This window comes from Rhodococcus sp. ACPA1 (assembly GCF_002300195.1).
In the GTDB taxonomy this organism is placed as follows: Bacteria; Actinomycetota; Actinomycetes; order Mycobacteriales; family Mycobacteriaceae; genus Rhodococcus_F; species Rhodococcus_F opacus.
In genome coordinates, this window is record NZ_NSDX01000015.1 from 150,009 (window position 1) to 174,448 (window position 24,440).

Consider the following 24,440-nt stretch of genomic DNA (forward strand, 5'->3'; position numbering starts at 1 on the left):
CCCGTTTTCGTTGCGGCGGGCCCGCCGTCCATTGCATTGCCGTAACGGGCGGGCCCGAATACCGATATCTCCTGCGAACTCGGTAACAATCGATCTCTAGGCAAACTAGGAGGCGGCATGAAGCGTGCACGTATCACGAGCCTCACCGCGGGTGCATTGTGCGCCGCATTCGTCGCCTGTATCACCGTCGCGAATGTCGGAGTCGCGGCCGCCGTGCCGATCTATCCCGCCTCGGACCCCGACCCCTTCTACCTGCAGTCGCAGGGGCTGGCCGCTGCAGCGGTCGGGGAGCCCCTCGCGGTCCGTCCGATGCCGCCGCTGCTCGCCTTCCCCGACACCGACGTCTGGCAGGTGAAGTACCGCACCACCAACTCGGAGGACCACCCGATCTCGTCGGTCACCACCGTCCTGGTACCCCGCACCCGGCCGGTGAACGGGCCGCTGCTGTCGTATCAGCACATCATCAACGCGCTCGGACCGCGGTGCGCGCCGTCGCGGACCCTGTACTCGAACGACCCCGACCTCCAGATCAAGGAGGCGCCGGCACTGAACCTCGCACTGCAGCGCGGCTGGACGGTCGCGCTTCCCGACCACCTCGGCCCGAACAGTGCCTACGGTGCCGCGAGACTCGGCGGAACCATCACCCTGGACGGCATCCGCGCGGTTCAGCGGGTGCCCGAACTCGGTGTGGCGGAGAGCCCGGTCGCGCTCGCCGGATACTCCGGCGGCGGCATGGCGTCGGCGTGGGCCGCGGCGCTCGCACCCACGTACGCGCCGGAACTGAACATCGTCGGTGTCGCCGAGGGCGGTGTGCCCATGAACATCGGCAAGATGGCCAACGGACTCGGCATGCAACCGCATCCGGCATTCGGTCTCGCGATGGCGGCGGCACTCGGACTCGAGCGTGAGTACCCGGACCGCCTGCCGATCAGCGAGCAACTCAACGATCGCGGCCTGGCGATGCGCGACGAGATGGTCAACGCGTGCACCAACGGCATTCTGGCGGCCGGCGCCGGTCGCAGCGCGACGGAGGTCGCCAAGACTACCGACCTCATGAGCAGCCCGCAGGCCTGGGAGGTGCTGAACGAGAACAGCGTCGAGCTGTACCCAGGTATTCCGACCGCACCGATCTTCGAATGGCACAGCCCGACAGACGTACTCATCCCGGTCGACTCGATCGAGGCGACCGTCGCGCGATACTGCGCCGCCGGCGCCAAGGTGCAATCCGATCTGTTCCCGAGTCCCGACCACCTGACCACCGCCGTGCTGGGCCTGCCGACCGCCCTGGACTACCTCGACGCCCGGTTCCGGGGCGACCCGGCGCCGTCCAACTGCTGATTGGTGCGGCGGCGATCAGCGACGGGTTGCGTGTGCGGCTCGTCGCCGGATTGTGTTCTGCCCGTACACAGTCCGAAAGTTGAGCGTTTGAGCAGATCTACCAGGGGGTATTCCGAAGTCATGCACCCCAGCACACGCACCGCAGTCGTGACGGGATCGGACTCGCCGATGGGCCGAGCGGTCGCACTGGCGCTCGCGGACGACGGCTTCCATATCGGCCTCGCCTACGCCGCGGACCGGGACAGCGCCGAATCCACCGCCGCCGACGTCCGGTCCAGATCGGTGAACGCAGCCGTGCAGCGCATGGATCTGGCCGACCTGCCCGACTCCGCGGCCGCCGTCGACGAGTTCGCCCGGGAATTGGGCGGAATCGGCGTTCTCGTCAGCTGCCCCGGCAGTACCGCCGTCGAGTGCATCCAGCGCGCCGTGCGTTACATGATCGCGGGCGGGGAGGGCGGCCGGATCGTCAACATCACCCCCTCGTCGTCGGGGCTCGGCGGAGTCACCGGCCTCCTCGCCGCCGAACTGGCGCGATACTCGATCACCGTCAACTCGGTCGTGGTGCCCGCAGTCGAACCGGACTTCGCATCGCTCGGCCCCGACGACCGGGAAGTCGCCGCCGTCGCGTCGTATCTGACCGCGCCGGCCGCAATGTTCGTCACCGGGGCCGCCTACGTGGTCGACGGCGCCCGGATCGCCATGATCCCGCACAGCCTGACCGAGGCCGCCACTCGGCGGCCGGCCCGCCGCGCCAACCGCATCCGGTCCTACACCGGTCGCTGGGCGCCCACCCGCTGGACGCGGTGATCCGGTTCGCGGGGCCCCGAGACTCGCGGACCCGCAGCCGAAAGCGTCGTTGCCGCCGCGCACCGGGAGTACCGTGTGCGCAGGGGGCTGCGAGTCGAGAGTGACGGTGTGATGCCGGCGGCAGTGAAGGGCACAGTGGGAAACCTGCCCCACGAACTGACGAGTTTCGTCGGCCGTCGCCGTGAGGTGACCGAGGCGCGACGTCTGCTGTCCGTGTCACGTCTGGTGACACTCGCCGGGATCGGCGGTGTCGGGAAGACCCGGCTGGCGTTGCGGGTGGCCGCCGATGCGAGCCGCGCATTCGAGGACGGCGTGTGGCTGGTCGAGCTGGGGGAGCTCGACGACGACACGACACTCGTCGACGCCGTGTCGGCGGCACTGCGACTGCGCGAGCAGCGCTCCGGGAACCCGGAGGTGCTGCTGACCGAGTACCTCGCCACCCGGCAACTGCTGCTGGTGCTCGACAACTGCGAGCACGTGGTCGCCGCGGCCGCCGCGTTGTCGGAGACGTTGTTGCGGAGCTGCCCGGAGTTACGGATCCTCGCGACGAGCCGCGAACCGCTGGCCATCGGCGGCGAGGCGGTACTGCGGGTGCCGCCGCTGACGGTGCCCGAACCCGAACGCTCGTCCCTGCAGGGCCTGCCGCAGTACGAGGCGGTGACGTTGTTCGTCGAGCGGGCGGCCACAGCGGTGCCGGAGTTCGAACTCACCGAGGACAACCATGTGGCGGTCGCCCGGATCTGCCGCCGGCTGGACGGGTTGCCGTTGGCGATCGAGCTGGCGGCGGTGCGGCTGCGGGTGATGTCGGCGGAACAAATCCTGCAGCGGCTGACCGACCGCTACCGGTTGCTGACGGTCGGATCGCGGGGCGCGCCGAGCCGGCAGCAGACCCTGCGGCTGTGCGTCGACTGGAGTCACGAGCTGTGTACCGAGGAGGAACGCGAGCTGTGGGCGAGGCTGTCGGTGTTCGCCGGCGGCTTCGAACTGGACGCGGTGGAGGGAATCTGCGCCGGCGACCTGCCGGTGGAGAACGTCCTCGACGTGGTGGCGTCGTTGCTCGACAAATCGATCCTGATCCGTGAGGAGTCGGGGCCGGCGGTGCGGTACCACCTGCTCGAGACGGTGCGCGACTACGGTCGCGAGAAACTGCAGGAGACCGGGGAATACGTGTCGCTGCGCCGGCGGCACCGCGACTGGTACGAGCAGCTGGTGGTGCGGTGCGAGGCCGAGTGGATCGGACCCCGGCAGGTGATGTGGATCAGCCGGCTCGACGCGGAGACGCTGAACGTGCGGGCGGCCCTCCATTTCTGCCTGACCGAGCCGGGGGAGGCCCAGACGGGGCTGCGGATCGCCGCCGCCCTGTACCCGTACTGGCGCGCCCGCGGACTGCTCCGCGAGGGTCGCCGGTGGCTCGGACAGCTGCTGGGACGGCACCCGGGCGGCGCGAGCCGCGAACGGATCGAGGCGCTGTACGTCGACAGTGTGCTCGCGGGCATGCACGGCGACCGTGAGGCCGCGAAAGCACTGGTCGACGAGGGCGCCGTCCTCGCCGAGAGGAACGGTGACACGCTGATGCGTGCCCTGGTGGTCCATGCCGCCGGCTGCTGCGCCATGTTCGCCGGGGACCTCCCGCGCGCACGGGCATGCTTCGAAGATGCGCTCGCCGAATTTCGTGACAAGGGCAATCGGCTCCAATTGACGTGGGGACTGCTCGGGTTGGCGCTGGTGAGCGGCATGCAGGGCGACGGGGCAGTGGCGAAGATGTGCGGGTCCGAGATCTTCGCCCTGACCGAGGCCCACGGCGAGTCCGTGTACCGGGGCTGGTCGCTGTGGGCGGCGGGAATGGCGGCGTGGCAACGCGGGCACCTCGCCCTCGCCGACGACTACGTGAAGCAGGGGCTGCGGCTCTCGCATCTGGTCGACGACCGGATCAGCGCCTGCGGGGCACTCGAGGTGCTCGCCTGGGTCGCCGTCGGCTCCGGCCGGGCCCAGCAGGCCGCCGAACTGATGGGCGCCGCGGAGGCCGTCGCGCAGACCGTCGGCAACCCCAGCACCGTCTACCCCAACCTGCTCGTCCACCACGCGGAATGCGAGCAGCAGGCACGCGCCGTGATCGGGGACCGCGCGTTCGACGCCGCCTTCGACCACGGTATGCACACGTCGTTCGACGATGCGGTCGCCTACGCGCTCGACGAGCAGCGGCCGGAGGCGGTGTCGGCGTCGAACGGGGCGACGCACCTGACCCGACGCGAATGGCAGGTCGCCGAACTGGTCGCCGACGGGCTCACCAACAAGGCGATCGCGGCCCGGCTGGTGATCTCGCAGCGCACGGCGCAGGGGCATGTCGAGCACATTCTCGCGAAACTGGGTTTCAACTCGCGAACCCAGATCGCGGCGTGGATCGTCGAACACGCACAGGACCCGCACCCCTGACCGGGCACCTGCACGGGACGAAATAGGTATGTCCCCGGGTCGTTCAGCCGCTGTACTTCGCCGCCGCGGACGGGATGCTCGTACGCGTCCCCCCAATCCGGCTCCAGACCGAGGCCCCCGATGTCCACTGAACCCCGAACACACCGAAAGCCCGACCCCCAACTTCCACGGCCCCCGATTCTCTGTCGGGCGCACACCGACCGGTGTCTTGTGTGGATCGGGGGAAACCGAATGGCAGACGATGTGGTGGGGCAGGAACTCACGGGGGTGACGGCGTGACCACGGACGGCATGACCCGCTGGCAGGGACTCGCCCAGAAATGCGAACTGATGATCCAACGCTGCCTCAACTGCACGACCCTGCTCGCGCCGTTGATGGCCACCTGCTCCGCTTGTCAGGGTTCGAACCTCGAGCGGGTCCCGTCGTGCGGCATCGGATCGATCGTGTCCTCGAAGGTGGTCCACCGTGAGGTGAACGAGGTGGACCGTGGTCTCGTCCCGTGCACGATCGCGATCGTCGAACTCGACGAGGGGCCGTGGGTCTACACCTGGATCGACGGCGACGTCCCGGCACCGTCCGACTGTCCGGTTCGCGTCGAGTTCCGCCCCGCGTCGAGGGCGGAACAGTTGCCGGTGTTCGCGGTCCGCTCCGCCGGTCAGCGGTGATCGGCGTGACGACACAGACCGCGGACGAACCGGAGGAAGCGTTCGGCACCGAGTGGCTGCGCCTGGCGCTTCGCCGGTGCGATCTGCTCGCGCAGATGCACTCGGTGAGCTCGGATGCCCGGTGGATGATCAGCTTCGCGATCCAGTGGGCACCGTTCGGTGGTGCCAGCGCGGCGGAACTGCTGGAGCGATTCGGTGTCAGCCGCCGACGCTTCATGGAACTCGTACTCGAGGGACTCGCACCGAAATCCACCGATGTCCAGAAGATCCGTGCGATGAAAAGTCACCTGCGCACGTCCCTCGCGCAGGCGTGGGACGTGCGGTAGTCCCGGTCGATCACCCGGGCAGCAGATCGTCCAGGTGGATCGGCACCTTCCGGACCCGGACCCCGGTGGCGTGACGAACAGCGTTCGCCACCGCGGCCGCGGCCCCGACGATGCCGATCTCACCGACGCCCTTCGATCCCATCGGGTTGGCGTGCTCGTCGACGTCGTCGAGGCACACCGCGTCGAGGTACCTGATGTCGGCGTGCGTGCTGACGTGATAGGAGGCAAGGTCCTGGGTGACGACGTGACCGAACCGGGGGTCGTTCACACTGCTCTCGTGCAACGCCATCGAGATCCCCATCGCCATACCGCCGAGGAGTTGCGACCGAACCGTGCGGGCGTTGATCACCCGGCCGATCGCGAACACCCCGAGCATGCGTTCGACGCGGATCTCGCAGGAGTCCCGGTGGACGTGCGCCTCCACGAAGTGGGCACCGAACGAGTGGAGCGCGAACTTCTCGGCGTCGGGGTTGTCGGGCGTCCCCGCACTCGTCTCCGCGCCCGGGGCGGGGGACGTGCCGTGCTCGTCCCGGAACGACCGGGCCGCCGCGACGATCGCACTGCCCCAGGAACTGGTACCCGTGGAGCCGCCTGCGACGGTCGCCGACGGAAAATTCGTGTCGCCGATCTGCAGGACGATCGCGTCGAGGGGACAGCCCAGCGCGTCGGCCGCGATCTGCGTGAGCGCGGTCCATGCGCCGGTACCGATGTCGACCGACCCGATCTGTACGGTGTACGTGCCGTCGGATTCGTACACGATCCGGGCAACCGACCCCGGTGACGTGTTCGCGGGATACGTTGCGGACGCGACGCCCATCCCCACCTGCCACTCGGAATCCGACCGGGCCGACGCCGTCGCGTTGCGGTCCGCCCACCCGAAACGCCGGGCGCCCTCCCTCAGGCAGTCGGTGAGGCGCCGCCCCGACCAGGGGCGGCCCGTACTCGGGTCGACCCCGGGTTCGTTGCGGATCCGCAGTTCGATCGGGTCGAGTCCGCAGGCCTCGGCCAGTTCGTCCATCGCCACTTCGGCCGCGAACATGCCCGGGGTCTCGCCGGGGGCACGCATCCAGGAGGGGGCGGGCACGTCGAGGGACGCGAGACGATGGGTGGTGTACCGGGTGCCCGCGGAGTACATCAGCCGCGACGGGACCGCCGCCTGTTCGGCGAATTCCTTGATCTTCGCGGACTGCACGATCGCCTCGTGGGCGAGCGCGGTCAGCCGGCCGTCCTCATCCGCCCCGAGCCGGATGTGCTGCACCGTCGGCGTGCGATACGCGGAGAGGGCGAACATCTGCTGCCGGGTGAGCGCGAACTTCACCGGCCGGCCTTCCACCCGCTGCGCCGCCATCACCACGAGCACGTCGTGCGCGTGCGGCAGACCCTTGGAGCCGAAGCCGCCGCCGACGTACGGGGCGATCACCCGCATCTGCTCGACTTCGAGTCCGAACAGCGGTGCCAGCGTCTGCCGCACGGAGTGGACACCCTGCGTCGAATCGTGCAGCGTCAGAACCGGTCCGCTGCCGCCCGGGGTCCACCGGGCGATGGCGGCGTGCGGTTCCATCGGATTGTTGTGTTCCATCGCGGTGGAGTACACCTGATCGACCGTGACAGCGGCGGCGGCCAGTGCCGCGTCGACGTCGCCGTCCTCGGTGTCGGTCGGGAACCCCGCATTCACGTCCTCGGGGGCGTAGAGATCGTCTCGGCCGGAATGGAAGTCGGTGTCGTGGGATTCCACGTCGTAGTCGACGCGCACGAGGCTCGCGCCGTGCCGGGCGACTTCCGGTGTCTCCGCGACCACCGCACCCACGAATTGGCCGCGGAAGTGGACCTGGGGGTCCTGCAGGATCGCGAGTTCCCCGTCCGAGGTGTCCGCGAGGCGGGGCGCATCGAAGACCGTCAGGACCGCGAGCACCCCGTCCAGGGCTTCTGCGTCGGCCGCGTGCATCGCCGTGACCCGGCCGCGTCCGATCGTCGACAGGATCGGATGCAGATACGTCGGCTCCTCCACGGGGTGCTCGAACGCGTACAACGCCGTACCGGTCACCTTGTCGTGGGCGTCCAGCCGTTCGGCGGAGGTTCCGATCACCTTCGGATCGACGAGCGTCATCGGCGCGCCTCCTCGGCGAGTGAACGAAGTACCGACGCGAGTATCCGCCGGGTCAGTGCGACCTTGAATTCGTTCCCCGGAAGCGGTTGTGCCGGCGCGAGTTCCGCTGCAGCAGCCTCGGCGAACGTGTCCTCCGTGGCCGGCGACCCGACGAGGACCTCCTCGGCGAGCGTGGCGCGCCAGGGCCGGTGCGCGACCCCGCCGAGAGCGACCCGGGCCGACGTGATCGACGCATCCCCGATCGTCAGCTCGGCGGCCACCGACACCAGCGCGAACGCGAAGGAGGCACGGTCGCGCACCTTCCGGTACGCGGACCGGTTCCCGTCAGGCGGCGGGGGCAGCTCCACGGCGGTCACGAGGTCGCCGTGCGCGAGGACGGTGTCGTGGTCGGGCCGGTCTCCGGGAAGCCGGTAGAACTCGCTCAGCGGGATTCGCCGCTCACCGTCGGCACTGCGCACCACCACGACACCGTCGAGCGCCGTCATCGCGACCGCCATGTCGGACGGGTGCACGGCGACGCAGTGCTCCGACGCACCGAGAATGGCGTGGTAGCGCACGTAACCGCCGATCGCGGAACACCCGGTGCCGGGCTCCCGTTTGTTGCACGGCGTCGTGACGTCCTGGAAGTACGCGCAGCGAGTCCGCTGAAGCAGATTTCCCGCCGTGGTCGCGACGTTGCGCAGTTGTCCCGACACACCGGAGAGGAGCGCGCGCGACAGCATCGGGTACCGGGCGCGGACGACGTCGTGCGCGGCGAGATCGCTGTTGCGGACGGCCGCCCCGATCCGGAGCCCGCCGTCCGGAAGTTCGACGACGTCGTCGAGGGGGAGACGGCTCACATCGACGAGGAGATGCGGGTGCGCGACCCCCAGCTTCATGTGGTCGACGAGGTTGGTCCCGCCGGCGAGGAACGACGCCCGCGGGTCACCCGTGACCGTGGCGACGGCACTGTCGACGTCGGTGGCCCGCTCGTAATCGAAGGGAATCACGCCTCCGCCGCCTGCCGGATCGCCGCAAGGATGTTCGGGTACGCGCCGCACCGGCAGAGGTTTCCGCTCATCCGCTCCCGTATCTCGTCGTCGGTGAGTTCGGGCGGAGCGGTCAGGTTCTCGGTGACGGCGCTCGGGTGCAGGGCAAGGAACTCGTCGAACATCCCGATCGCCGAACAGATCTGACCGGGCGTGCAGTACCCGCATTGCAGTCCGTCCTGCTCGACGAACGCTTGCTGAACGGAATGCAGCACGTCGCCGTCGGCCAGTCCGTGTGCGGTGACGACGCGGTCACCGTCATGGGCGACAGCGAACGTGAGGCAGGACGTGGCCCGTCTGCCGTCGAGGAGGACGGTGCACGAGCCGCACTGCCCGTGATCGCAACCCTTCTTCGGTGCGGTCACCCCGAGATGCTCGCGGAGCGCGTCGAGCAGCGTCGTGCGGGTGTCGACTTCGAGGGTCCGTTCCTCACCGTCCACGGTGAGGGTGACCTTCCGATAGCGGGGGCTGTCCGCGACCTTCATGGCGGGAGGTTACCCGCGGTGACGGATCCCGAATCAGTCTCGGCGGTGCCACGGCTGTGGTTCCCCTGACGACGGACTGGGTACTTGCTGAACCCGGAAACAGTGAGTGATCAGGAAGGGACGTCATGCGCGTCGAGCACATCACGGTGGTCGTGCCCGCCCACGACGAGGAAGCGCTGTTGCCGCGTTGTCTGGAGGGGGTGCGGGCCGCTGCCGGGGCGGTGTCCGTGCCGGTCACGACGGTGGTGGTGCTCGACGGGTGCACCGATGGCAGCGAAGCCGTCGTCCGCAGGGCGGACGTCGACGTCGTGGTCCTGGGTGCGCGGAACGTCGGCGCGGCCCGGCGTGCGGGTTTCGACTCGGTCGCCCCGCGCCCACACGAGTGGTTCGCCACGACGGACGCGGACTCGCGCGTCCCCGCGCACTGGTTGTCGTCCCACCTGCAGCACGCGAGTCGTGGGGCGCAGTTGGTGGCGGGCACGGTGGCGGTCACCGACTGGTCGGGGTGGCCCGACCATGTCCGGTCGCGGTACGGCAGCGCCTACCGGTCCGGCGCCGCCCATGGGCACGTGCACGGCGCGTCGCTGGGATTCTCCGCGGATCTGTATCGGGCGGTGGGAGGTTTTGCCGCACTGCCCGCGCACGAGGACGTGGATCTGGTGCAGCGGATGGTCGGGCGGGGAGCGAACGTGGTGTGGAGTATCGACGCCCCGGTGGAGACGTCGGCGCGCGTCGGGGCCCGAGCCCCGCAGGGGTTCGCCACGTACCTCGAGGGATTGCGGGACCGATGAGCGCCGACGTGACCCAGAACAGCAGCCCCACCGCCGCCGCAGTGCGGGCGATCATCCGTTCGGGGGACGCGGAACTGCCGCTGCCCGGCGGCGGGTCGACCGCAGCCCGATGGGCGCGGCTGACGCAGTGGTGCCGCCACGACCTCTCGGTCGGACGGCTCCTCGAGGCACACGCAGACGCGGACGCGATCCTCGCCGAAGTCGACGGGACCCGCGCCGGCCGGAACGAGTTCTGGGGTGTGTGGGCCAGCGAGCCACCGCACCCCGTGCTGGACGCGTCCCACGACGCGGCCGGGTGGCGCCTGCGGGGGACGAAGGCATGGTGCTCCGGGGCGTCGATGTGCACGCATGCCCTGGTCACGGCGCGAGTCGGGGAGCAACCCCGGCTGTTCGCCGTCGACCTGCGGGAACCGAGGGTCGCGGCGGGCCACGGAGGCTGGCGGAATCCGGGGATGGCGGCGACCGACACCGAATCGGTGACGTTCGACGGCGTTCCCGCGCGACCGATCGGCGCGCCCGACGAGTACCTCGACCGTCCCGGGTTCTGGCACGGCGGCATCGGGGTCGCGGCGTGCTGGTTCGGGGGCGCGCTCGCCGTCGCCGAACCGCTGCGGGTGCGAGCCCGGAGTGGCCGCGCGGACAGTCACCAGCTCGCGCACCTCGGCGCGATCGACGTCGCCGTCAGCGCGGCCCGATGGGCGTTCGAGGCCGCGGCCGGGGAGGTGGATGCGAGTCCCCTCGATCGGAGGTCCGCCCAGACGCGCGCGTTCCGGGTGCGGGCGCTGATCGAGCGGACCGCGAGCGACGTGATCGACCGCGTCGGCCGCGCGCTCGGCGCCGCGCCCCTCGCGACGGACGCCGGCCATGCCCGCAATGTCGCGGACCTACTCGTGTACATCCGGCAATCCCACGCCGAGCGCGATCTCGCGGCACTCGGCGCACTTGTCGCGGGGGAGGACTGACAGTGGACAACGCCACCAGATTCCGGGAGATCCCGGTGGCCGCGCGCGGCACACCGGAGGACGAATGGCAGCCGTGGCTGGCGTCCACCCCCTTCCTGCCGGCTCCACTCGCGGAGTGCGACCGGTTGGTCGTCGTCGCACCACATCCCGACGACGAGGTACTCGGTGTGGGCGCGCTGATGGCCACCGCCGCGGCCGCCGGTATTCCCGTCATGGTGGTGGCGGTGACGGACGGTGCGGCGTCCCACCCCGACTCGCCGACGCTGACGCCCGACGCGTTGGCCGCCGCACGGATCGCGGAATCGAACCAGGCGACAGCACTGCTGGGTATCGGCGAACCACTGCGACTCGGAATACCGGACGGCGCGGTGAGCGCGCACGAGCACGAACTCATCACCCGCCTCGTCGACGTGCTCACCGCGACCTCCGGAGAAGGGGAGAGGGTGTGGGTGCTCGCCACCTGGCGAGGCGACGGCCATCCCGATCACGAAGCCACCGGAAGAGCTGCGGCAGAAGCATGTTCGATGACCGGTCACCGCCTGGTGGAGTATCCGGTCTGGATGTGGCACTGGGCACGGCCGGCCGATCCGGCGGTGCCCTGGAACCGGATACGCGTCCTGACCCCGGCCGCGGAGATCCTGGCACGCAAACGCCGTGCCGTCGACGAATTCCGCACCCAGATCCTCCCGTTGTCCGAGGATCCGCGGGACGCCGCGATCCTCCCGCCGTGGGTGCTCGCGAGACTGATGCGGACAACGGAATGGGTGCTGTGGTGAGCGCGATGGATCCCGGCTACTTCGAAACGATGTATGCCGAATCGGCGGACCCGTGGGGCTTCGACGAACGATGGTACGAGCGCCGCAAGTACGCGCTCACTCTCGCGGTCCTGCCCCGCCCGCACTATCGGCGGGCGTTCGAACCAGGGTGCTCGATCGGCGTGCTCACGGCGCACTTGGCACGACGCTGCGACCGGGTCGTCGCAACGGACGTGGTTCCCCGTGCGCTGGAGAGCGCACGGGACCGTCTGCGGCGCGAAGGAGTGGCCGACCGGGTGGAACTCGGCCGGGCATCGCTGCTCGACCCGTGGCCACCCGGCGCTTTCGACCTCGTGATGCTCAGTGAGGTGCTGTACTACCTCACCCCCGCCGACCTCGCGACCACGCTGGGACGTGCCGTCGATGCCCTGGAACAGGGCGGCACCCTCGTGGCGGTCCACTGGCAGCATCCGGTACCCGAGTATCCGCAGACCGGCCGGGCGGTGCACGAGACGGTCGCGGCGACCGACGGCCTCCACCGTGCCGGGGCGTATCGGGACGCGGACTTCCGCCTCGACGTCTACACCCGGGGTCCGGTGCCCTCGGTGGCCGCGGAGGAAGGGTTGAGCTGACCGGGCGTCGCCCTCATTGTTCGGGCAGGCTGCCGGTCTCGAGGAAGATGACGCGCCTGCCGATCTCGACCGTGTGGTCGCAGAACCGCTCGTAGAAGCGGCCGAGCAGGGTGATGTCGACGGCCGACTGGACACCGTGCGGCCAGTCCTCGGCCTGGGTGATCGTGAACAGGCTCCGATGGAGATCGTCCATCGCCTCGTCCGCCGTCAGCAATCCGCGGGCGCGCTCGGGATCCCGATATTGCAGCACCTGCTCGGTTTCCTTCGCCTGCGCGACGGCGACGGCGCCCATCTCGGTGAACACCTCCAGGACCTCGTCGGGAACGACGTGGTCGGGATGCCGTCGGCGGGCAATCTTCGCGATGTGCACCGCGAGACCGCCCATGCGGTGCAGATCCGCGGAAATGTGGAGGCCTCCGACCATGAATCGGAGGTCGTGCGCGACCGGTGCCTGCAGCGCCAGCAGGGCGAAGGCGCGCTTCTCCCAGTGCGCCGCGGCATCGTCGAGCTCGCCGCTCACGTCGATCACGTGCTCGGCGAGCTCGAGGTCTGCCTGCAGCAGTGCGTCGCTCGCCTCCGACATCGCGGTAACGGACAGCCGGCACATGGAGGCGAGATCGCCGGACAGGCTGTCGAGGTTTTCCGCGAAACGTGTACGCATCGGCTCAGCCTAAGGGTGTTCTGTGACAACTGCCTCGATCTACCTGGGGTCGGCGTGGGCCAGTTTCCGGTACCCCCGCGCGCCCGCGCGGTCGACCGCCGCCTTGACCATGCCGAATACGGTGCCCTGCACGGCCGCCGCGATCAGCACCTCGCGGGTGCTGCGTGAGAGATCCTTGGGGTCGGGAGCCTCGGATTCGCCGGCGACACGCTTCCACACCTGACCGAAAACCGCACTGGCCGCGATTCCGCCGGCGACACTCGCGGCCAGCGCCAACGGTTTGTACATTGCCTTCGATACGGCACTCATGTTCCCGCCCTTCGCATTCGATCCCGTCGATCGCTCTCGGTACGGCGAGTACCCGTATTCGCCGTCCTCACACCGCGACGCCGCGACGCCGGTGATTGTTTCGTTCGAGGCCAGGGTGGGGACAGTGTTCTGTATGACCCACGAATCAGCTGGAGAACCAACTCGCATCGTCTTGGTGGGAAGCGGCTTCGCCGGATTCGAATGCGCACGCGCTCTCGCGCGGCGCCTCCGGGGGACCGATGCCCGCATCACCATGATCGCGCCACACGACTACATGCTGTACACCCCGCTCCTGCCGGAGGTGGCGGGCGGAATCCTGGACGCTCGGTTCGTCACCGTTCCTCTGTCCGAGGCGCTGCCGCACGTCGAACTGGTGAAGGGCAGCGTCGATTCCGTCGACTTCGGAGCCCGCACCGTGCACGTGACCGACTGCGAGCAGGGCGTCGAGGACGTGGCCTGGGACCGGCTGGTGCTCACCCCCGGATCGGTGACCCGCCTGTTCGACATTCCCGGGCTCGCCGAGCACGCGAGGGGGCTGAAGACGCCGGCCGAGGCGCTGTACTTCCGCGACCAGCTTCTCACCCAGATCGAACTCGCCGAGCGGGACACCGACCCTTCGGTCGCCGACGCCCGCCGGACGGTCGTCGTGGTGGGTGCGTCCTACGCGGGCACGGAACTCACCGCACAGCTGCGCGCCCTCGCCGACGAAGCGGCCGCGCGGCGAAACCTCGACCCCGCGAAGATCCGTTTCCTGCTGCTCGACGCCGCCGACACGGTGATGCCGGAGGTGGGGGAGAAGCTGGGCGGCAAGGTGCTGGACGTGCTGCGTTCCCGCGGCATCGACGTGCGCCTGGAAACCACCCTCGCAGAACTCGGACCCGAACATGTCACGCTCGACGACGGCACCGTGATCCCGACCCGCACCGTCGCCTGGGTGACGGGAGTGACCGCCGGCCCCCTCATCGACACGCTCGGATTACCCACCGAGAAGGGGAGGTTGACGGTGCGCCCCGACCTCTCGGTGGACGGGCATCCCGACGTCTTCGCGGGCGGCGACGCCGCGGCTGTTCCCGATCCGAAGAACAGCGGATCGGTCACCCCTCCCACCGCCCAGCACGCCGTCCGGCAAGGACAGGCCCTGGCCCGCAACGTCGCGGCAAGCCTGGGCGTCGGCGACCCGAAACCGTACAGCCATCGCGACATGGGCCTGGTCGTCGATCTCGGCCCGGGGTTCGCCGTCGCGAACCCCCTCGGCATCCAGCTGTCGGGGTTCCTCGCGAAGGTGGTCACGCGCGCCTACCACCTCTACGCGATGCCGAACGCCGCCAATCGCTGGGCGGTCGCTCTCGCCTACCTCACCGATCTGCTCTTCCCCCGCCCACTCGTGTCGATCGGGCTGGTCACCGATTCGGAATCACGGTTCGCGGCCGGCGAGGGCGTCGGAGCACAGTCGTGAAACCACGGCGTTTTTCGGCACGACGCAACGAAAGGAAAGATGATGACTGAGAGTAAGAAGGAATTCGTCGCACTTCGCCTCGACGAGGTGATCCACGAATGGGAGGCGGACGCGCCTGCCGGAGGTTCGGGATCCGCGGGGCCGTTGGTCACAGCGCAGCGCCATCGGGCCGAGATAGACTCCGCGACCGACGAGCGTGTCGACGAGATCGCGCAGACGTATCCCGGGATCGCGCAGGCGTGGTCGTCGCGCGGAGCCTAGGACACCAGCAGTTTCGCCAGCGGACTGGACTCGAGGTTGTCCAGTAGGTCCTGTGCGTCCTCGAACACCGCCGCCGCGCCGGCCTCCGTCAAGTCGGCGCGGGAAATACCCCCGCTGAGGAGACCGACGAAGGTGACACCGGCCCGGGACGCCGCCTTGCCGTCCCACACAGCGTCGCCCACCATCACCGCAGTGTCCGAGGACGTGGACGAGCGGTCCATCGCTGCGCGAACCACTCCGGGATCCGGTTTGGCGTGATCGACGTCCTCGGACGACGTGGTGTGCGCAATGTACGAGTCGACCGACAGGATCTCCCGCAACACGTCCAGCTCCTCCTCGGGGGCGGAGGTGGCGAGGACGACCTGCACACCGCGCCCGTGCAGTTCGCGGATCAGTGCCCGGGCACCGCGCAGCGGCCGCATGCTGTCCCGCGCACCGAGGTAATACGTCTTGTGGAGGTCCTTCGCGCGGTCCCCGAGCGTGTCCGCGTGGTCGCCGAGTAGCGATTCCAGAAGAAGTGACGAATCGAGTCCGATCGCGCGATGCACCCGCCATGCGTCCACGTCGTGCCCGACTTCCCGGAACGCCCGTTGCCATGCTCGGACATGCAGATAGTTGGAGTCGACCAGGGTGCCGTCGACGTCGAACAGCGCTGCTCTGACGGCGGTGGAGGATTCCGAAGACATAGGCTCGAGCAAACCACAGTGCCCGGTCCGTGGCGACCATTGCGTAGCTCACGTTTTCGATCCGGGGTACGTGGGTAAGCGCAGGGAGTCCGTGAGGTACTCGTTCGAGGGAGTGGTCGTCATCGAGGCACATTGCGACACGTCGGCTTCGGCTTCGGACGTGTGGTCCGTTCTCGCCAACGGGTGGCTGTACCCGTCTTGGGTGGTCGGAGCGTCACGCATGCGTGCCGTCTCCGCCGACTGGCCCGCCGTAGGAAGTCGTTTGCACCATTCCGTCGGCGCTTGGCCCGCGTTGATCGACGACTCCACCGAGGTCCTCTTCGCCGAAGAGAATCGTGAACTTCGGCTGCTGGCCCAGGTGACGCCCACGAAGGCTGTTGTGCGACTGCGACTGGAGCCGCGTGGATCCGGCTGCCACCTCCAGATGTCCGAGGCCGCCGCCTCCGTACCGCTGAAGTGGGTTCCGCGGACGGCGCAGGACCTCGCGGTCCTCCCGCGAAATCTGGAGTGCCTGCGCCGGCTCTCGTTCCTCGCCGAGCGAAAAACGAAACCCTGACGCCGTGACAGTGCGGACAGTCGACGCCGTCGTCATCGGAGCCGGGCCCAACGGTCTCGCCGCGACGGCCACCCTGGCGGAGGCCGGCTGGGATGTCGTCCTCCTCGAACAGCAACCGGAACCGGGGGGCGCCGTCAGGTCGGCCGAACTCTTCCCGGGTTTCCGTACCGACCTGTTCAGTGCGTTCTATCCCCTGGCGGCGGTGTCGCCGGCGATCCGGCACCTCGACCTCGAGGGTGTGGGTCTGCGATGGAGTCAGGCACCCGCCGCGGTCGGGCACCCCAGGCACCCCGACGACGACGATGCCCCGCTGATCCGCCGGGACCCAACTGACACAGCGGCCGACCTCGAGCGCAGGCAACCAGGGGACGGGCAGGCGTGGCTCCGGCTCTTCGAGCAGTGGAAGGACGTCAAGGAACCTTTCCTCGACACCCTGTTCAGCCCGTTTCCCCCCGTCCGCGGACCACGACGACTGCTGTCGCAGCTCGGCACCGCGGAGGCCCTCCGGCTCGTGCGTTTCCTGATGCTGCCCGCACGCCGGATGACGCACGAGCTGTTCGACGGGGAATCCGCCCGGGTGTTGTTGCTGGGCAACGCAATGCACGCCGACACGCCGGTCGATTCACCGGGCAGCGGAGTCATGGGATATCTCCTGACCATGCTCGCGCAGGACGACGGGTACGTCGTCCCGGTCGGCGGGGCCGGCGCCCTCTCCGCCGCGATGGCGGAACGAGGGAGACGGAACGGCGCAGAAATTCGTTGCGGCGAGGAGGTGACGTCGATCGAGGTCACCGGGGGAGTGGCGACAGAGGTTCGGACTGCGGGCGGCGACCGCTATCTGACAAGACGCGCGGTGCTCGCGGATGTCTCGGCGCCCGCACTGTACGGACGGTTGCTGGATTCCTCCGTGGTCCCGGCGGGCGTCCGAGCAGACCTGGAGAAGTTCGAATGGGATACCCCCGTCGTCAAGGTGAACTACGCACTCGACCGCAAGATTCCGTGGCGCTCGCGGAGCCTCGAATCTGCCGGAACCGTGCATCTGGGCGCCGACGACAACGGACTGGTTCGGTGGATGGCCGACCTGACCACAGGCGTGATCCCGACACACCCCTTCCTGTTGTTCGGTCAGATGACGACGTCCGACCCCAGCCGTTCGCCCGAAGGAACCGAAAGCGCCTGGGCCTACACCCATCTGCCGCGGGGAATCACGGACGACGAGTCGGCCGAGTTGCTGGCCCATCGGGTGGACGCGATGCTCGAATCGCACGCGCCGGGATTCGCCGAGCGGGTGGTCGGGCGGAACGTGCAGCGTCCGGGCGACCTCGAGGCGAGCAACGCGAACCTGCACGGCGGCGCCGTCAACGGCGGCACCGCCCAGCTGTACCAGCAGCTCGTCTTCCGCCCGACCCCGGGTTCGTCCGGGCCCGACACGTCGATCGACCGGCTGTACCTGGCGAGCTCGGCCACCCATCCGGGCGGCGGTGTCCACGGTATGTGTGGATACAACGCGGCCCGTGCCGCGCTGGCCGACCACGGACGGTGGGGGTTGGTGCGGAGGAAGGTCCGCGGCCGCATCCTCGACCTCGTGGTCACCGACGGTGAGCGGCGGGACTGCTAGGAGTCGATACGGTCCAGGAGCCAGCGCGGACCGAACGTGTGGGCCCCGAGCGCCTCGACTCGGTTGCGGAGTCCCCGGTCTGCGGTGACGACGATGATCGGCCGGTCGCCGTCCGCCTCGGCGGCTGCGGCCACCACGTCGACGATCGTGTCGTCGCCCGAACCGTCCGCCGATACCACCTGCAGGCCCTCGAATTCCGCGCCCGTCGCACCGGTGACGGCGGCCTTCGCCGCGCCCTCGAGGACGACCACCACCTCGGCGGGCCGATCCAGGTGCTGTTCGAAAGTGGCGAGCTCGGCGAGCAATCGTCGGGCCGCGCCGGCACGATCACGCCACCAACCGTCGGGTCGCGAGCCGACGACGTTCGCAGCATCCACCACAACCAGCACAGTCCTGTCGTCAGCCACGTGCTCAGTCTCCTCTCTCGTCTCTGCTCGCAGTGCTATGACAGAGGTGACGGTCCGTCGTGGCGAGGAGGCCGATATGGATATCCGCTTCATCTCCCGTGACGGTGTGCGTTCGTGTGCGGTGACCGAACTGAGGGAGTTGCTCGACCGCCCCGACGGGTTGGTCTGGGTGGATGTCCCGACCTGGGACGATCAGGCGGACGACGCATTGACCACGATTTTCGGCTTTCACCCTCTCGCCGTGCGGGATTCGATGAACCGCAATCAGGTGCCGAAGGTGCACAGATATGTGGACCACTTCTTCGTCGTCCTGCACGCGCCGCAGTCGGGAGCGCACGGACACGTGCATTACGTCGAACTGGACCAGTTCATCGGCAGCCGGTACCTGGTGACGGTGCACGGCCCGGTAAATCCCGCTATCGATCCCTCGACCGCAATGGTCGAGGTGAATGCGGTACTGGGCCGGCTGGAGTCGGGGAAGTTGCAGCCGGTCACCGGGTTCGAATTGTCGTTCGCGTTGCTCGCCGCGTTGACGGCTCGGATGCGGGCGTACACCGCCGAGTTGACCAAGGACGTGTGGAAGCTCGAGCAACAGGTGACCGGCGGGCACCTCGGCAACCCGGAAACTTTTCTCGACGAGATGTTCCGGGTGCGACACGGTCTGCTCACGGTCGGCACCATGGCCGCGTTGAGCCGAGAGGTCTACGGCCGAATGGTCACCATCGAGGCGTTCGGCACCGGCAAGGGGCAGGATCTCCTGCTCGACGCGGTCGACCAGTTCCAGCATCTGACCGTGATGGCCAAGGGCCAGAAGGACTACCTCCAGGGCACGATCGAGTTCTACCAGGCACGCACGAACACCAAGATGACCATCGCCGCCGAGCGACTCGCCGTCATCGCGGCCGTCACGTTGCCGATCACTGCCCTGTCCTCGATCCTCGGCATGAATGTGATCGTGAACGAACGGACGCAATGGCTCTCGGTCGCCGCGATCGTGCTCGTGATGCTCGCCATGTCCGGGGCACTCCTCGTCTGGGCGAAGCGCAAAGGCTGGTTCTGAAGTCCGTTCACCGGGGGAGTGGGGGACTCGGCGGCAGGGCAGTACGTGGGATCCCCACCGTGTGTGTCCTCTCTGCATGAGAGTCGGCAACGCCGCATCAGGCCCTCAGATCCAGACGCAGCTGACTCGGACGCGGACGGAACGCACTGATTACCCGAATTCTGGCGTAGCTATTTCACGGAACCGGGGTAGTGGCACTACCACTGGCAACTCCCGACCTCAGTCACAACCGGTTCCCATTGCTCGGACGCTGGGGATCAGCCCGATGCCAGGGTGGGGGAGAGGGCCCGGCGGGCCGGCCGAGCGGTCACGGGGGAGTGGAACACATCGGCCGACACTCAGGCACTCAGGGGACAACTGGATCGCGAATCGCGCAACCGCTGGTCGTTGCCGCTCAATCTTCATCCCTGACGAGGATATGACTCGGCCCGCGACGGAACACCCTGATTTACAGAATATCACCGTAGTCACGTGAGCAGAAACCAACCGTACCCACCACGCCCACCAAAGTTCCTCTCCACAACCCATCACCACAGCAACAGGCACATACAACGCGGCTCAACTGCGCAGCTGCGTGTTGAGCCGCGCGGCCTGTCGGGTGAGGTGGTCGCGTTCGGGGAGGTTGGGCGCCGACCGGGCAGCTTCGCCGTAGAGCCGCGCTGCGGTCACCGGGTCACCGTCGCGCTCGTGTAGGTACGCCGCGGCCGCGGAGTACCTGGGCAGGGTGGGGTCGAGCCCAGCAAGGGCCGCCAGGCCTGCCCTCGGGCCGTCTGCCTCGCCGACCGCGACGGCGCGGTTGAGGCGGGCCACCGGGCTGTCGGTGAGGCGGACAAGTTCGTCGTACCACTCGACGATCTGCACCCAGTCGGTCTCCTCGGCCTTCTGGGCGTCGGCGTGGAGCGCAGCGATGGCGGCTTGGGCTTGGAACTCGCCCAGTCGGTCGCGGGTGAGGGCTGCCTGGAGCACGACGACGCCCTCGGCGATCAGGCGGGTATTCCACAGGCTGCGGTCCTGCTCGGCAAGTGGCACGAGGCTGCCGTCGGTGCGGGTCCGTGCCGGGCGCCGGGCGTGGTGGAGCAGCATGAGCGCGAGCAGGCCCGCGACCTCCTCATGGTTGGTTTTGGCCGCCAGTTGGCGGGTGAGCCGGATCGCCTCGGCGGCGAGATCGACGTCACCGGAATAGCCCTCGTTGAAGACCAGGTAGAGCACGCGCAGCACCGTGGCGACGTCGCCGTGCTGGTCGAACCGGACGCTCGAGACGGTCCGTTTGGCCCTGCTGATCCGCTGTGCCATGGTCGACTCGGGCACGAGGAAGGCCTGCGCGATCTGACGCGTGGTCAGGCCGCCGACGGCGCGCAGCGTGAGCGCGACGGCCGAGGCCGGTGTCAGGGACGGGTGCGCGCACAGGAAATACAGCTGGAGTGTGTCGTCCACCGCCTCGCCCGGGCCGGGTACGGGCTCTGAGTCGACGAGCACCTCACGGTGTCGACGGGAGCTATCGGCGCGGGTCGCGTCGAGGAACTTGCGCCAGGCCACGGTGACCAGCCAGCCCTTGGGGTCCCGCGGGGGGTTGTCCGGCCACGCGCGCACGGCCTCGATCAGGGCGTCCTGCACGGCGTCCTCGGCCGCTCCGAAGTCGGCTCCGCGGCGGACGAGGACGCCGATCACGGTGGGGGTGAGGGTCCGCAGAAGGTCGTCGTCCACTGTGCGTCACTCCGTGACGGTCGGGTGCGCGGCCAGGAACGGGCGCACCTCGAGCCATTCATGGATCGGCTTGCCACCCGCACCCGGGGCCGCGGACAGCTCGCCGGCCAGCTCGAGCGCCCGCTCGTGGGTCTCGACGTCGATCACCATCCAGCCGGCGATCAGGTCCTTGGTCTCCGCGAACGGGCCGTCGGTGACCGGCGGCCGCCCCTCGCCGTCGTAGCGGACGAACGTGCCCTCCGCGGAAAGTGCCTGACTGTCGACGAACTCGCCGGTGCCCTCGAGCCGGGCGGCGAAGTCGTTCATGTACTGCACGTGAGCGGAGATCTCCTCCGGCGTCCACTGGTCCATGGGCACGTCGTTGAGCGACGCCGGCGCGCCGCGGTAGTGCTTGAGCAGCAGGTACTTGGCCATCATGTTCTCCTTTGGTGCGGTGCGGCCCATTGTGGCCGTTTCACTCCGGGGACGAAGCCGCGCGCGAGTTCTCGACATCCCTGCACGGATATCTCTCCATTGTCGTTTTCCGCGACAGACCGTCAGCTGATTTGCTCCGCCAGTTCGGCATTGACCCCCTCGGGCTGCGGACGTAGCAGAGCCGGTAGCTGAGCGTCTGCACGTGGCGTGGACGGCACCGACTGGCGCGAGGGGCATGTTGTGATGTACAACATACTCGTAAGTTTGTGACTCAGGTCACTCAGCTGCTACAGCGGGGTACGCCAACACATGACCCGCACCACGGTGCACCAGGACGATCAGCGCACGATGCCGCCGCCCTCTGTCGAGGAGCCGCCGCGCCGCCAGACGTTACGTCCGACCGTGTACATCGCCTCTGTCTCGGCTGCAACCGCGACCGCGCCTGCCGTCGTCGTGACGGGATCCGTCCTCGTAGCCGTCGCCACTTCCCTGTCAGTACTGGCCGCCGTAGCACTCGCCGCGCTCCTGATCTGACCGTCCGCCTCGCGGACGCACCCTTCGACCACCCACGCGGCACTCGCCGGCGCAGAAGACAGAAAGCACTCACATGAACACCTTCACCACGCCCACCTCCGCTCGCGGTCGCGGCTTCGCCCCCTCCCGTGGCTCGATGAGCACGATGGAGATCAAGAACCGCATCGAAGCAATGTTCCGCGAGGACGACGAGCGCGAGTCGAAGGCAGTCCGAGCGGAGTAGTACCGGCGCCGGCCCGCAGCACGTATTGCCGCGCACAACCTCACGAAGTTGCGAGTCGAGAGAGACCCGCACCAGGGCTGCCGCCAGTTCCGCGACTCGGCCCTCCGGGACAAGGGCGGACAATGCGTCGGGATCGTCCGGTAGCCCCAGTTCACGCGCAGACTTGCTCGCTCGCGTGTCGAAGTAGGGGAGCACCCACGTCCACACGTCCTGAACTTCCCGGAGAAAGATGTCGGCACCCACCGGGCCGATTCCGTCGAACTCCGTCAGTAACCGAACCGCGGCGGAGATCTCTTGATCGCAGGCTCGGGCGAGCCGTCGCAGGTCGCCGCCGTACTGGTCGTCGACTCGAACTGCGGCGGCGTGCAGACGGGTAGCCGTGCTCTCGTCATAGCGCACGTAACTCGCTCTGGCGAGTGCGGAGATGATCGTGCGACGGTCCGCCGCTCGTACCGCGCGGGGGCTGCGCAAGCCCGCTCGGAACAGTTCCCGGGCCGCCGCGACAGCGATCTCCGAGGAGATCCGCGTGCTCAGCAGCAAAGACAGCGTCAGCAGTTGGAAAAGCGGCGCCGGGGTGTCCTTCAAGGTCACGTGCGACTCGGACGCGTACGTCGGTCCGGCCTTGTCGAGAAGCACACGCACGGTCGCCGCGACGCGTGCCGTCGGACGCCCACGAGTGGACGGCTTCCCGGACATGTCGACTCCGATCAGCTGTGTGCGATTTTCTCCACCCTGTCGAAGGCGTCGCGAACGGTACGGCACGTGGGGATCATTGCGTCGAGGCCCATAGCCTCGACAGGCCGGAGGACCGCTCGATTACCCGCGAGCACCCATGTAATGTGCTGCCGCCTAGCAGATTCCGCAAACTCGGACAGTATCGACAATCCCGAGGTTCCGACGAAGTCGACTGCAGTCATGTCGACGATGATGCGTGAGGAGGAGCCCCCGTCGGTCAGGTGCGCGAGGGCGAGCGCGAAGGAAGGAGCGGCGAGCACATCGATGTCGCCGGAGATTCGTCCCAACGTGGCGTCGGCGTCCGGCGCGAATTCGACTGCCATCTGTAGTCCCCGGCCACGGGTGAGCGCATCCCGTGTGACGTGGCCGGTCGGCTTTGCGGTCGGGGGAGTGGCTCGGAACGACGTGCGTGATGGTTTCATGACCCTCCGATCGCGTGCAATCTGTGAGTGTCCGTGCGCCGAGAGGAGCGCAGCGGCACTGAGACCGCAGTGGGAGTGCACACAATTTTTGCCCACCGCGTACTGCTGCGGCCTTCGGGCAATCTGCGGCTGTGTTCTCAACCACGCGCGATCAACATTACGTCTACACCAGACCGGCATCAACCGATTGCCAAGGCGGTCGAACGGAGGCATGCACAACCGCAGGAATCGCCGTGATCCTGCCCGATCTCGAACGGTGAGTTCGCGTCAGTCGAACTTCGAATTGTGATGCGCGATGACTTCCCGGGCGACACCCGTGAGCTTGATGTTCATGTCCTGCGACGTCTTGCGCAGCAGGTCGAAGGCTCTGCCTTCGGAGATGTCGTGGAAGGCCATCAACAGTCCGATCGCTTTTCCGATCTCGCGGTTGCTGGCCAGGCCTTCACGCAGGGTCTGCGCTTCCTGGTGTTCGTGGAGCGCTGTCAGTGTCACCGCCGCGAACGCCGTGATCAGAATCGCCTGATCGATCGATTCGTCGGTGAATTCTCCGGGGTTGTCCGAGAACAGATTGAGTGCGCCGACCTTGCGTCCGCGGATCATGAGCCGGAACCCGGCAGCGCCCCGGACCGGAGTTTCGGCAATGGCCCGACGGGCAAGGCGTGGCCACTGGGTCGAACGGGCGAGCTCGGTCTCGACCTGCGGTGCGTCGTTCTCGATCGCATCGAGGCAGGGCCCTTCCTGCTCGGCTCGCTCGAGCGCGTCGACCTGGGCTGCGATGCCGTCGCTCGCGGCCACGGTGACGTGGCGATCGTTCTCCTTCAGCATGAGGCTGGCGTGGGCACACCCGGGGACCAAGGTGGCGGCGGCATCACAGATGGCCTGGTAGACCTGAGCGAAGTCGTCGCCGTTGTACACCATCTCGGCCAGCTTCGCGAAGACAGCGCTGGGTCCGTCGTCTCCGGTCCGCGTCATCTCCGAAGGATCATTCGGCATCATTCGCCTCCCGAAGTGCACCAACGCGGCGTGAACCGGCGCCGCAATTCTCGCGACGTCCGACCAATTCTG

At 68.4% G+C, this 24,440-nt stretch carries 27 protein-coding genes and 1 pseudogene; 16 read left to right on the forward strand and 12 right to left on the reverse strand.

Annotated elements, in window-relative coordinates; genetic code table 11:
• Positions 1-117 precede the first annotated feature (117 nt).
• The 5 genes from CJ177_RS45240 to CJ177_RS45260 all read left to right on the forward strand — a co-directional run bounded on the left by CJ177_RS45240 (position 118) and on the right by CJ177_RS45260 (position 5,569).
• Positions 118-1,338: a lipase family protein gene (locus CJ177_RS45240; protein ID WP_061045196.1), complete on the forward strand. Its 1,221-nt coding sequence runs from the start codon at positions 118-120 to the stop codon at positions 1,336-1,338.
• A gap of 120 nt (positions 1,339-1,458) precedes the next feature.
• Positions 1,459-2,145, forward strand: a complete 687-nt coding sequence (locus CJ177_RS45245) for an SDR family NAD(P)-dependent oxidoreductase (protein ID WP_005246329.1) — start codon at positions 1,459-1,461, stop codon at positions 2,143-2,145.
• Between the two features lie 75 nt (positions 2,146-2,220).
• Positions 2,221-4,578, forward strand: coding sequence for a LuxR C-terminal-related transcriptional regulator (locus CJ177_RS45250; protein ID WP_061045194.1), 2,358 nt, complete (start codon positions 2,221-2,223; stop codon positions 4,576-4,578).
• Between the two features lie 275 nt (positions 4,579-4,853).
• The gene (locus tag CJ177_RS45255; RefSeq protein WP_025432597.1) at positions 4,854-5,243 is read left to right on the forward strand and encodes a Zn-ribbon domain-containing OB-fold protein; all 390 of its coding nucleotides are present in this window, start codon (positions 4,854-4,856) and stop codon (positions 5,241-5,243) included.
• A 5-nt stretch (positions 5,244-5,248) separates the two neighbouring features.
• The gene (locus CJ177_RS45260; RefSeq protein ID WP_005246323.1) at positions 5,249-5,569 is read left to right on the forward strand and encodes a hypothetical protein; all 321 of its coding nucleotides are present in this window, start codon (positions 5,249-5,251) and stop codon (positions 5,567-5,569) included.
• 10 nt (positions 5,570-5,579) lie between these two features.
• Here the strand turns inward: CJ177_RS45260 and CJ177_RS45265 are convergent, their stop codons facing one another.
• Genes CJ177_RS45265 through CJ177_RS45275 form a run of 3 tightly spaced genes read right to left on the reverse strand, consistent with a single transcriptional unit; the run spans position 5,580 to position 9,189 of the window.
• Complete coding sequence (locus CJ177_RS45265; protein WP_005246311.1) at positions 5,580-7,676, reverse strand: xanthine dehydrogenase family protein molybdopterin-binding subunit; 2,097 nt, start codon at positions 7,674-7,676, stop codon at positions 5,580-5,582.
• Positions 7,673-8,665 carry a xanthine dehydrogenase family protein subunit M gene (locus tag CJ177_RS45270; RefSeq protein ID WP_095871022.1) on the reverse strand — a complete coding sequence of 331 codons (993 nt, stop codon included), beginning with the start codon at positions 8,663-8,665 and terminating at the stop codon, positions 7,673-7,675. The genes CJ177_RS45265 and CJ177_RS45270 overlap by 4 nt, the downstream gene beginning before the upstream one ends.
• A complete protein-coding gene (locus CJ177_RS45275) occupies positions 8,662-9,189 on the reverse strand; it encodes a 2Fe-2S iron-sulfur cluster-binding protein (protein ID WP_061698083.1) in 528 nt (175 codons plus the stop codon). The genes CJ177_RS45270 and CJ177_RS45275 overlap by 4 nt, the downstream gene beginning before the upstream one ends.
• Before the next feature lie 125 nt (positions 9,190-9,314).
• Here CJ177_RS45275 and CJ177_RS45280 point away from each other — a divergent pair, with 125 nt between their 5' ends.
• Genes CJ177_RS45280 through CJ177_RS45295 form a run of 4 tightly spaced genes read left to right on the forward strand, consistent with a single transcriptional unit; the run spans position 9,315 to position 12,329 of the window.
• The gene (locus CJ177_RS45280) at positions 9,315-9,980 is read left to right on the forward strand and encodes a glycosyltransferase family 2 protein (RefSeq protein ID WP_061045190.1); all 666 of its coding nucleotides are present in this window, start codon (positions 9,315-9,317) and stop codon (positions 9,978-9,980) included.
• Positions 9,977-10,942 (forward strand): acyl-CoA dehydrogenase family protein, encoded by a 966-nt coding sequence (locus tag CJ177_RS45285; RefSeq protein WP_061698082.1) that lies wholly within the window; start codon positions 9,977-9,979, stop codon positions 10,940-10,942. The genes CJ177_RS45280 and CJ177_RS45285 overlap by 4 nt, the downstream gene beginning before the upstream one ends.
• Positions 10,943-10,944: 2 nt before the next feature.
• Entirely contained in the window at positions 10,945-11,718 is a 774-nt protein-coding gene (locus CJ177_RS45290; RefSeq protein WP_061698081.1) for a PIG-L deacetylase family protein, read from the forward strand.
• Complete coding sequence (locus tag CJ177_RS45295) at positions 11,712-12,329, forward strand: class I SAM-dependent methyltransferase (RefSeq protein ID WP_061698080.1); 618 nt, start codon at positions 11,712-11,714, stop codon at positions 12,327-12,329. The genes CJ177_RS45290 and CJ177_RS45295 overlap by 7 nt, the downstream gene beginning before the upstream one ends.
• 13 nt (positions 12,330-12,342) lie before the next feature.
• On the opposite strand, the gene phoU is transcribed toward CJ177_RS45295, so the two are convergent.
• A complete protein-coding gene (phoU, locus tag CJ177_RS45300) occupies positions 12,343-12,990 on the reverse strand; it encodes a phosphate signaling complex protein PhoU (RefSeq protein WP_005246296.1) in 648 nt (215 codons plus the stop codon).
• Positions 12,991-13,029: 39 nt separating this feature from the next.
• Positions 13,030-13,299: a DUF4235 domain-containing protein gene (locus tag CJ177_RS45305; protein ID WP_095871023.1), complete on the reverse strand. Its 270-nt coding sequence runs from the start codon at positions 13,297-13,299 to the stop codon at positions 13,030-13,032.
• A gap of 133 nt (positions 13,300-13,432) precedes the next feature.
• Here CJ177_RS45305 and CJ177_RS45310 point away from each other — a divergent pair, with 133 nt between their 5' ends.
• Positions 13,433-14,755, forward strand: coding sequence for an NAD(P)/FAD-dependent oxidoreductase (locus tag CJ177_RS45310; protein WP_061698088.1), 1,323 nt, complete (start codon positions 13,433-13,435; stop codon positions 14,753-14,755).
• A gap of 42 nt (positions 14,756-14,797) precedes the next feature.
• Positions 14,798-15,016 (forward strand): hypothetical protein, encoded by a 219-nt coding sequence (locus CJ177_RS45315; protein WP_061698087.1) that lies wholly within the window; start codon positions 14,798-14,800, stop codon positions 15,014-15,016.
• On the opposite strand, the gene CJ177_RS45320 is transcribed toward CJ177_RS45315, so the two are convergent.
• Positions 15,013-15,702, reverse strand: a complete 690-nt coding sequence (locus tag CJ177_RS45320) for an HAD family hydrolase (protein ID WP_061698079.1) — start codon at positions 15,700-15,702, stop codon at positions 15,013-15,015. The genes CJ177_RS45315 and CJ177_RS45320 overlap by 4 nt on opposite strands.
• A gap of 112 nt (positions 15,703-15,814) precedes the next feature.
• Between CJ177_RS45320 and CJ177_RS45325 the strand changes: the two genes are divergently transcribed.
• Together CJ177_RS45325 and CJ177_RS45330 are read left to right on the forward strand one after the other, a co-directional pair.
• Positions 15,815-16,258 (forward strand): SRPBCC family protein, encoded by a 444-nt coding sequence (locus tag CJ177_RS45325; RefSeq protein ID WP_025432592.1) that lies wholly within the window; start codon positions 15,815-15,817, stop codon positions 16,256-16,258.
• A 4-nt stretch (positions 16,259-16,262) separates the two neighbouring features.
• Positions 16,263-17,876 (forward strand): NAD(P)/FAD-dependent oxidoreductase, encoded by a 1,614-nt coding sequence (locus CJ177_RS45330; protein WP_061045185.1) that lies wholly within the window; start codon positions 16,263-16,265, stop codon positions 17,874-17,876.
• Here CJ177_RS45330 and CJ177_RS45335 read toward each other — a convergent pair.
• A complete protein-coding gene (locus tag CJ177_RS45335; protein WP_005246270.1) occupies positions 17,873-18,283 on the reverse strand; it encodes an NYN domain-containing protein in 411 nt (136 codons plus the stop codon). The two genes, CJ177_RS45330 and CJ177_RS45335, sit on opposite strands and share 4 nt — an antisense overlap.
• Before the next feature lie 76 nt (positions 18,284-18,359).
• On the opposite strand from CJ177_RS45335, the gene CJ177_RS45340 reads away from it, so the two are divergent.
• The gene (locus CJ177_RS45340) at positions 18,360-19,343 is read left to right on the forward strand and encodes a magnesium transporter CorA family protein (protein WP_005246268.1); all 984 of its coding nucleotides are present in this window, start codon (positions 18,360-18,362) and stop codon (positions 19,341-19,343) included.
• Positions 19,344-19,901: 558 nt separating this feature from the next.
• Here CJ177_RS45340 and CJ177_RS45345 read toward each other — a convergent pair.
• Positions 19,902-21,047 (reverse strand): RNA polymerase sigma factor, encoded by a 1,146-nt coding sequence (locus CJ177_RS45345; RefSeq protein WP_025432590.1) that lies wholly within the window; start codon positions 21,045-21,047, stop codon positions 19,902-19,904.
• A gap of 6 nt (positions 21,048-21,053) precedes the next feature.
• On the reverse strand, positions 21,054-21,461 hold the full coding sequence (locus tag CJ177_RS45350; protein WP_218835211.1) for a YciI family protein: 408 nt from the start codon (positions 21,459-21,461) through the stop codon (positions 21,054-21,056).
• A 309-nt stretch (positions 21,462-21,770) separates the two neighbouring features.
• Between CJ177_RS45350 and CJ177_RS45355 the strand changes: the two genes are divergently transcribed.
• On the forward strand, positions 21,771-21,995 hold the full coding sequence (locus CJ177_RS45355; RefSeq protein ID WP_061700151.1) for a hypothetical protein: 225 nt from the start codon (positions 21,771-21,773) through the stop codon (positions 21,993-21,995).
• 73 nt (positions 21,996-22,068) lie between these two features.
• Positions 22,069-22,218, forward strand: a complete 150-nt coding sequence (locus CJ177_RS47875) for a hypothetical protein (protein ID WP_156517671.1) — start codon at positions 22,069-22,071, stop codon at positions 22,216-22,218.
• Between the two features lie 24 nt (positions 22,219-22,242).
• Here the strand turns inward: CJ177_RS47875 and CJ177_RS49065 are convergent.
• The 3 genes and pseudogenes from CJ177_RS49065 to CJ177_RS45370 all read right to left on the reverse strand — a co-directional run.
• Positions 22,243-22,914, reverse strand: a pseudogene (locus CJ177_RS49065) (endonuclease); the annotation flags it as partial.
• An 11-nt stretch (positions 22,915-22,925) separates the two neighbouring features.
• A complete protein-coding gene (locus CJ177_RS45365; protein ID WP_061700152.1) occupies positions 22,926-23,276 on the reverse strand; it encodes an STAS domain-containing protein in 351 nt (116 codons plus the stop codon).
• A gap of 366 nt (positions 23,277-23,642) precedes the next feature.
• Positions 23,643-24,368 (reverse strand): GAF and ANTAR domain-containing protein, encoded by a 726-nt coding sequence (locus CJ177_RS45370; RefSeq protein WP_061700153.1) that lies wholly within the window; start codon positions 24,366-24,368, stop codon positions 23,643-23,645.
• Between the last annotated feature and the right edge of the window lie 72 nt (positions 24,369-24,440).

Bases quoted from the DNA above. Each gene is read 5' to 3' on its own strand.
- CJ177_RS45240 (WP_061045196.1), top strand. From the start codon at position 118: ATGAAGCGTGCACGTATCACGAGCCTCACCGCGGGTGCATTGTGCGCC.
- CJ177_RS45245 (WP_005246329.1), top strand. From the start codon at position 1,459: ATGCACCCCAGCACACGCACCGCAGTCGTGACGGGATCGGACTCGCCG.
- CJ177_RS45265 (WP_005246311.1), bottom strand. From the start codon at position 7,676: ATGACGCTCGTCGATCCGAAGGTGATCGGAACCTCCGCCGAACGGCTG.
- CJ177_RS45275 (WP_061698083.1), bottom strand. From the start codon at position 9,189: ATGAAGGTCGCGGACAGCCCCCGCTATCGGAAGGTCACCCTCACCGTG.
- CJ177_RS45280 (WP_061045190.1), top strand. From the start codon at position 9,315: ATGCGCGTCGAGCACATCACGGTGGTCGTGCCCGCCCACGACGAGGAA.
- CJ177_RS45285 (WP_061698082.1), top strand. From the start codon at position 9,977: ATGAGCGCCGACGTGACCCAGAACAGCAGCCCCACCGCCGCCGCAGTG.
- phoU (WP_005246296.1), bottom strand. From the start codon at position 12,990: ATGCGTACACGTTTCGCGGAAAACCTCGACAGCCTGTCCGGCGATCTC.
- CJ177_RS45305 (WP_095871023.1), bottom strand. From the start codon at position 13,299: ATGAGTGCCGTATCGAAGGCAATGTACAAACCGTTGGCGCTGGCCGCG.
- CJ177_RS45310 (WP_061698088.1), top strand. From the start codon at position 13,433: ATGACCCACGAATCAGCTGGAGAACCAACTCGCATCGTCTTGGTGGGA.
- CJ177_RS45315 (WP_061698087.1), top strand. From the start codon at position 14,798: ATGACTGAGAGTAAGAAGGAATTCGTCGCACTTCGCCTCGACGAGGTG.
- CJ177_RS45320 (WP_061698079.1), bottom strand. From the start codon at position 15,702: ATGTCTTCGGAATCCTCCACCGCCGTCAGAGCAGCGCTGTTCGACGTC.
- CJ177_RS45340 (WP_005246268.1), top strand. From the start codon at position 18,360: ATGGATATCCGCTTCATCTCCCGTGACGGTGTGCGTTCGTGTGCGGTG.
- CJ177_RS45350 (WP_218835211.1), bottom strand. From the start codon at position 21,461: ATGGCCAAGTACCTGCTGCTCAAGCACTACCGCGGCGCGCCGGCGTCG.
- CJ177_RS45355 (WP_061700151.1), top strand. From the start codon at position 21,771: ATGACCCGCACCACGGTGCACCAGGACGATCAGCGCACGATGCCGCCG.
- CJ177_RS47875 (WP_156517671.1), top strand. From the start codon at position 22,069: ATGAACACCTTCACCACGCCCACCTCCGCTCGCGGTCGCGGCTTCGCC.
- CJ177_RS45365 (WP_061700152.1), bottom strand. From the start codon at position 23,276: ATGGCAGTCGAATTCGCGCCGGACGCCGACGCCACGTTGGGACGAATC.
- CJ177_RS45370 (WP_061700153.1), bottom strand. From the start codon at position 24,368: ATGCCGAATGATCCTTCGGAGATGACGCGGACCGGAGACGACGGACCC.